Source organism: Burkholderia sp. MSMB1072 (genome assembly GCF_001524725.1).
GTDB lineage: Bacteria > Pseudomonadota > Gammaproteobacteria > Burkholderiales > Burkholderiaceae > Burkholderia.
This window is the reverse complement of record NZ_LOYC01000006.1, coordinates 78,513-85,388: the sequence shown is the minus strand read 5'-3', so window position 1 is coordinate 85,388 and position 6,876 is coordinate 78,513. Positions and strand designations below refer to the sequence as shown.

Sequence of the window (6,876 nt, the reverse complement as noted above, 5' to 3'; positions counted from 1 at the left end):
CTTAGTGTACTTCTTCGCATTATAAATTGTAAAGCCAAGCAATCTGACAAATTCTTGCGGAAATGCTTTTCGCTTATCAGAAGACAAAAGACTAAAAATAGTATCGAATTGCTTTTTCCAGATTGTAAGCGCCTTTCCGATATTTCTGATTCCATAGAGGGAAAACATGTCAGGCATGCACGGAATTAAGAAGCCGTCTGTTGTGGATATAATTACTTTGTTTAATGTGCCCAGACTGGGAGAGGTATCGATAATTACATACTGATACCCAAATTCAGCAGCGTACTCCTTGGCAATCTCCCGAACCCTAGTAACGATGCGGACTGCCTGCGGATCACCCTGATAGACATCGCTCCACATCTTGGAAATCTTATCCTCAAATAAGTGAACACTCAGTCGACCAGGAATAAGATCAAGATTCTTCGCCAATTTATATGGTGGCGGATTAAGTGAAATTTCTGCCGTACCATCCTCAGTCGGCTTCAGCAAAAAATGAATCGACCGAGTCTCGGCCGTCAGTGTTTTGAAATTTCGAGTCGTTGTTGATTTCCGCGCAGCGGCGAAATCATCGATATAGGCGTCCTCTTTTTCCCAGATCCCATGCAGTTCCTCTTCGTCCATTCCCAGAATTGTTAGGTTGCACTGGGGATCCAAGTCTATCAAAAGAGTTTTATGACCAAGTTCGGCAAGTGCATGTGCCAAATGAAAAGTAAGCGTGGTTTTTCCCACCCCACCTTTATTGTTGAAGATCGAAATTGCTTTCATTGAAACGGCGCCCCCGACGCCTCAGTTGGAGTAAGTTGTCGCTTATTGTAAGCGTTTTGTCTGTGCGGATGCGCAATGACATGGTTGCATCAGGAACCGCCTAGAGTCGAACTGGTCACGACACGACAATTACGCCCCCTCTGGAAATATGTTTCATTATAAACGCCGCCGCAACTCCACGGCAGTCATCCCTAAGCCCGCCACCCCAACCCGCAAACGAGCCCTTACCTCTCAACCTTAAAAGCCGAAACCAACCTGGTCAATTCCGCCGCCTGCTGCTTCAAACTCTCTGCGGCCGCCGCACTTTCCTCAACCAACGCCGCATTCTGCTGCGTCATCTGATCGAGCGACTGCACCGCATCCCCGATCTGATCGATCCCGGCACTCTGCTCCAGACTAGCCTCTGCAATCTCGCTCATCATCGCGCTAACGCCTTGAACCTGCGAGACAACATCACTCATCACCTTCCCCGCCTCACTAACGAGCCGCGACCCGGCACCCACCGTCCCCGCGCTATGCTCGATCAGCGACTTAATCTCCTTCGCCGCCTGCGCACTGCGCTGCGCCAGATTCCGCACCTCCGAAGCCACAACAGCAAACCCCCGCCCCTGCTCCCCCGCCCGCGCCGCCTCCACCGCAGCATTCAACGCCAGAATATTCGTCTGAAACGAGATACTGTCGATCATCACGATGATCTCGGAAATCCTCTGCGAAGCGTCACTGATCTGCTCCATCGTCGTCACGACCTCGCCCACCACCTGCCCGCCGCGCGCCGCCGTATCCGCCGCGCCGTTGATCATCTTCGCGGCCGTCGTCGCCGTCTCGGTGTTGTTACGCACCACGGCCGTGATCTCTTCCATCGACGAAGCCGTCCGCTCCAGGTTGCTCGACTGCCCTTCGGTGCGCTCGCTCAAATCCGCATTCCCCGAAGCAATCTGCGCCGACCCGGTCGCAATCGAAGCCGAAGCCGCCCGAACCCGATGAACGAGCGTCGACAGCGACGACACGAATCGGTTGAACGCCTCCGACAGCTGTCCGATCTCGTCCTCGCTCTCGACCGTCATCCGGCGCGTCAAATCGCCCTGACCGCTGGCGATCTCCGACAGCAGCGTAGCCGCACGCCTGATCGGCGCAGCAATCGCGCGGCCCACCAGCCAGATTACGAGCAGCGCAACCCCGAGGCCCACCACCGCTGCGACCAGCGCCGCACTGCGAATCGCACGCGTCACCGGCCCGAGCAGTTCGGCCTGGGGCACCTGGACGACCACATACGCATTCAACTCTGGAATGAACGACGTCGCGATGAAGCGCGCGCCGCCATCTCCCTCGTAACTGAGATACGCATACGGCTTCCCGACGAGCAGCGTCGACAACGCATCGCCCGGCAGCCCCGGTTCATCTTTGAGGAAATGCTTGCCATCGATCAGCGACGTATCGCGATGCATCATGATCGCGCCGTCGGGCCGCACGAGATACGCGAACCCGGTCTCGCCGATCCGGTAAGCCGAGATGCCCTTCGCGAGCGCATCGACGGACAGGCTCATGCACGCCGCGCCGATCGGCACGCCGTCGAGTTCCACGCGGCTGTTGATGAACATCATGTAGCCGCCGACGGTCACCTCGCGATCCATGTTCACGTCGTACGCCTTGCCGGACGACAGGAAACTGGTCAGCCACTGATCCTTGTCGGTCACCTTCCGCTGCAGGCCGGCTTCGTTGTAGTAGTTGCCGCTCTTCACCGACACCCACTGCACGGACGCGGCCTTCTGCTCGTCCTTCACGTTCTTCGCGAGCTGAATCCAGTTGCGCGTGCCGGCGTCGGGTTCGCCGTCGGCTTCCCATTGCAGCAGGAACGCATCGCGCGCCAGAATGCGCGACGCGGCGATGGGGCCGGCCATCTGGCGCTGCACGTCGGCGCGGATGCCGTTCACGGCAGTCGGCAACTCTTCGCGGACGACTCGATCGCGCACCGCGTTGCCGATCAGCCGAACGCTGAGCCCGCTCGATATCGCGACGAACACGAGCAGGCAACTCGTCATGCTGAGAATCAGCTTGTTCTGAATGGAAAGCTTGCGCCAGAAATGCATGGGGAACCCTCGATAACCGCTCGGTCTGAGCCAGATTGGGTTATCGGCAGGCGGGCGCAGAACCGCATCGCTGATTTCAGATAGCGATCATTCGAGATTCGTTATGTCGTTGACGGGCGAGCATATGCGGCCGCCTATATAGACGAAGGCAACGCAAATACGACGCGCTGATCAATACGCAACGAAGATCGTGACCCGCCGGTTTCGCGCCCTCGAAGCCGCATCATCCCCCGCAACAAGCGGCTGCGTATCCGCCCGCCCGATCGCCGCCAGCCGATGCGGCGCAACACCGCGCTCGGTCAGATAGCGCACCACACTCCCCGCGCGCGCCGACGAAAGCTCCCAGTTCGATTCATACTTCGCGTTCGCGATCGGCACGCTATCCGTGTGACCTTCGACGAGAATATCGCCCGTCGCATGCGCGCTCAGTGCCTGCGCGATCTGGTTCAGCACCGGCGACGAATCGGGCAGCAAGCGCGCATCGCCGACGTTGAACAGGATCTTCGCGTCGATACCGATCTCGACGCCGTGCGGCGCCTTCACCAGTGAAATGCGTCCATTCGATTTCAACGAATCGAGCAACGCGAGCCATGGCGGCGCATGAGCGGGCGCAGCAACATCGGTAGCATTAGAAGCACCACCGGCCTGCCGCGCGAGTGTCTGATACCGCGCATCGAGCGCGTTGTATTTCGCGAGCTGCAGCACATACAGCGCGAGAAACAGCACCATCAGCGTCGTGATGAGGTCCGCGTACGAGATCAGCCAGCGGCCGGACTGCGCGCCTTCGAGTTCGTCATCGTCGCGATCGGCAGCGGATGCGCCATCGGTTCTAGCAGTCATGCTGTCGTGAATCCGGGTTCGTCATACGGTACTGGTGCAGATACACGCAAGCACAAAGCGCACGAACATCACGCGAGCGAATCCGCCGCCCGCCCGCGCACATCGCCGGTCAACCGCGTCTCGATCGTATGCGGCGACTCCTTGCGCGAAATCGCGAGCAAGCCGTCGAGATAGAGCTTGCGGAATCGCATCTCGCTGTCGATCTGCGCGCGCAGCTTGCCGTACAGCGGCAGAAACACGAGGTTCGCAAACGCGAGCCCGTACAGCGTCGCGACGAACGCAACCGCGATGCCCGGCCCGAGCTGAGCCGGTTCGAGAATATGGCTCGTCACCTGCACGAGCCCGAGCACCGAGCCGAGAATGCCGAAGGTCGGCGCATAGCCGCCGGCCTGTTGCCACACGCGCACGGCCGCGAGGCGGCTGCGTTCGTACGCGTCGAGTTCGCGCTGCAACGCATCCTCGAGCACCGCGGTCGACACGCCGTTCGCCAGCAGTTCGAGCCCGCGTCGCGCGAACGGATGAATGCCGCTCACGTCCATCGATTCGAACGCGAGCAGCCCGTCGAGCTTTGCGCGGTCGCCCCATTCGAGCAGGTCGGACAGGTTCTTGCGATCGACCTCGCGTGCGCGCACGAACGCGAGCCGCAACTGCTTCACCGCGTCGAAGAAGCGCGCCCACGTGTTCTGGATCATCACCGCGCCGAGCGTGCCGCCGAGCACGATCACGAGCGCCTCGAACTGGAACAGCATCGAGAAGTGTCCGCCTTCCAGCGCGAACCCGAACACGATCGCCGCGCCACCCAGCACCACACCGACCAGAGTCAAGAGATCCATACGCGCCCCGTATCAAGCGTCCGACGATGAAGTCGACGCGACGGACGCCGCACCCGCCATCGGCGCCTTCGCCGCGCGTACGGCTTCCAACACGCGCTGCTCGATCTCGTCGATCTCGACCGGATCGAGCTTGAGTTCGCGGCGCATCACCCACGACACCTCGTTGCGTCGTGCCTCGGTCATCACGGAAAACAGCTTGTCGGCCACCGCGCGATCATCGAGGTTCGCGATCAACTTCGCGAGATCGTAGGTATCGAACGCGCTGATCACGTCGAACAGCGTGCGCTGGTCGATCCACACGAGATCTTCGAGCGCGCGCACGTCGCCGCCGCGGCGCGCGTTGCGGCGCGAGAAATACGCGACGCCCTTTTGTTCGACGTAGCTGAGCACCTTCGATTTGCGGAACGCGAACACTTCTTCCGCGATCTCGCCGTTCGACAGCTTGTTGAGCAGCAGCGTTTTGTCGACGCCGATCAGCGATTCGAGATCGGCCAGTTCGATGAGTTCGAGTTCGCTGTTGATCGACAGGTCGAGATCGTGATCGGCGACCTGCTGCGCGCGGTCGATCACGCGTGCAGCGTCGAACGTGACGACCTGGCGCGCATCCGACGACGCCGCATAGTCGGTCGTGCCGCCACCATCGGCTTGCGCGGCTTCGATCGTGACGAGGTTGAGCTTCTCCATGCGCCGCAGCATCGCAAGCACGTGCGGCCGCGAATGGCCGGCGATCGCGCGGCATTTGCGGATCACGTCGGCGAGCGGCACGGACGTCTCGGCCGCATGCGCCTGCATCGGCCGGCGCGCCCACGTGTCGCCCGGTTCGCGCGCGTCGGCGCCGGCCATCAGCGACAGCACGTGTGCATACGACAGCACGCCCGGCATGAAATCCGCATGGGTGTAGGTCGCAAGCTGGTCGTCCTTGCGCTTCACGCGGCGAATCATCGTTCGCACGATATGGCGCAGCAGCGCGGACACGCGCTCGATCTCTTCATCGAGCATGCCGGCCGGCACGACCGTGAGCTGGCAGAACGAAAGCGCCTTCGCGGTATGCGCGCGCGGTTCGGCGGCGAGCAGCGCCGATTCGCCGAAGAACTCGCCGCGGCCGAGCGTCGCGACGATCACGCGCTTGTCGTCGCAGCGCGTGGACAGCTCGACCTTGCCGTCGGTAATCAGGAAGATGACGGGCTCGCCCGCGAAGCCCTCCGAGTAAATGATTTCTCCGGGCGCCGCGGTACGCGTCCACGATTGCTGACGATTCAAGTCGATTCCCCTGCTGCGCTGGTTGTTGCGGACTGCGCGTCGCAAGTCTGAAGCATGCGATCGCGAGTCGTCCCCGTGACTCGTTTACGTCATCGGGCGCAACATCCTTTAGGGAATTCGTCCTCGTTCCGAACCGAAATCAAGGGAAAACGTTTGCGGATCGCGCGGGCGCATCGATCATTCGTTTCGCCCACTGCACGTGTAGCGAAATTGAAAGCCTGCCGCCGCCCGCGTCGGGTCAGAACTCCATGTCGAGTTCGTCGATGTCTTCGTGCTCGGCCTTCGCCGCGTCGATCCACTCGGCGACGAACGGATGCGCGAGCACGCGCATGCAGTATTCGGCGACATCCGGTTCGAGCTTCACGTCGTAGGTCAGGAAGCGCGTGACGACCGGCGCATACATCGCGTCGGCGATGCCGATTTGCGCACCGAACAGCCAGGGGCCGCCGTACTCGGCCAGGCACTCGCGCCAGATCGTCACGATCCGCTCGATGTCGTGCTGCGCACGCGACCAGATCCGGAAGCCGGGGAAATGCCCGCGCAGGTTCATCGGCAGCGCGGATCGCAACGCGCTGAAGCCGGAATGCATTTCGCCGCAGATCGACCGGCAATGCGCGCGTGCATGCCGGTCGTCGGGCAGCAGCCGCGCCTGCGGCCGGATCTCGTTCAGGTATTCGGCGATCGCGAGCGTGTCCCACACCGCATTGCCGTCGTGCGTCAGGCACGGCACGAGGATCGACGGCGACAGCAGCAGCAGCTCCGCGCGCGACGTGGCGTCGATCGGGACGCTGATCGTCTCGAACGCGAGCCCGCTCAGCTTCGCGAGCAGCCAGCCGCGCATCGACCACGACGAGTAATTGCGGCTGCTGATGGTCAGCGTCGTCCGTGCGTTGGATTCCATGTCGCTCCCCTGCTGAATGTCGTTCGTGCCCCTGCACCGTAAACGGACGCACCGCATGACCGGCCGCACCACGTCTGTGCGGTCCGTTCGCCGAACCGGCGCAACGTCGCACGGCATCGCGACACGTGTCGCACGCCCGGCCGGCAAGGCAGCGCGTCACCTTCCCCTCCGCCATCACGTCCCGCGCGTG

6 protein-coding genes are annotated in these 6,876 nt (G+C 61.5%); all 6 read right to left on the bottom strand.

Annotated elements, in window-relative coordinates; all coding sequences use genetic code 11:
* Positions 1-765 (bottom strand): ParA family protein (locus WS89_RS31590; protein ID WP_082741761.1); only part of this gene is annotated, 765 nt, incomplete at its 3' end.
* A 224-nt stretch (positions 766-989) separates the two neighbouring features.
* On the bottom strand, positions 990-2,852 hold the full coding sequence (locus WS89_RS01945) for a methyl-accepting chemotaxis protein (protein WP_059789332.1): 1,863 nt from the start codon (positions 2,850-2,852) through the stop codon (positions 990-992).
* 171 nt (positions 2,853-3,023) lie between these two features.
* Positions 3,024-3,692, bottom strand: a complete 669-nt coding sequence (locus WS89_RS01940; RefSeq protein ID WP_059789331.1) for an OmpA/MotB family protein — start codon at positions 3,690-3,692, stop codon at positions 3,024-3,026.
* A gap of 68 nt (positions 3,693-3,760) precedes the next feature.
* Positions 3,761-4,525, bottom strand: a complete 765-nt coding sequence (locus tag WS89_RS01935) for a flagellar motor protein (protein ID WP_059789330.1) — start codon at positions 4,523-4,525, stop codon at positions 3,761-3,763.
* A 12-nt stretch (positions 4,526-4,537) separates the two neighbouring features.
* A complete protein-coding gene (locus tag WS89_RS01930; protein ID WP_059789329.1) occupies positions 4,538-5,785 on the bottom strand; it encodes a cyclic nucleotide-binding domain-containing protein in 1,248 nt (415 codons plus the stop codon).
* A 238-nt stretch (positions 5,786-6,023) separates the two neighbouring features.
* Complete coding sequence (locus WS89_RS01925; RefSeq protein WP_059504106.1) at positions 6,024-6,686, bottom strand: glutathione S-transferase family protein; 663 nt, start codon at positions 6,684-6,686, stop codon at positions 6,024-6,026.
* Between the last annotated feature and the right edge of the window lie 190 nt (positions 6,687-6,876).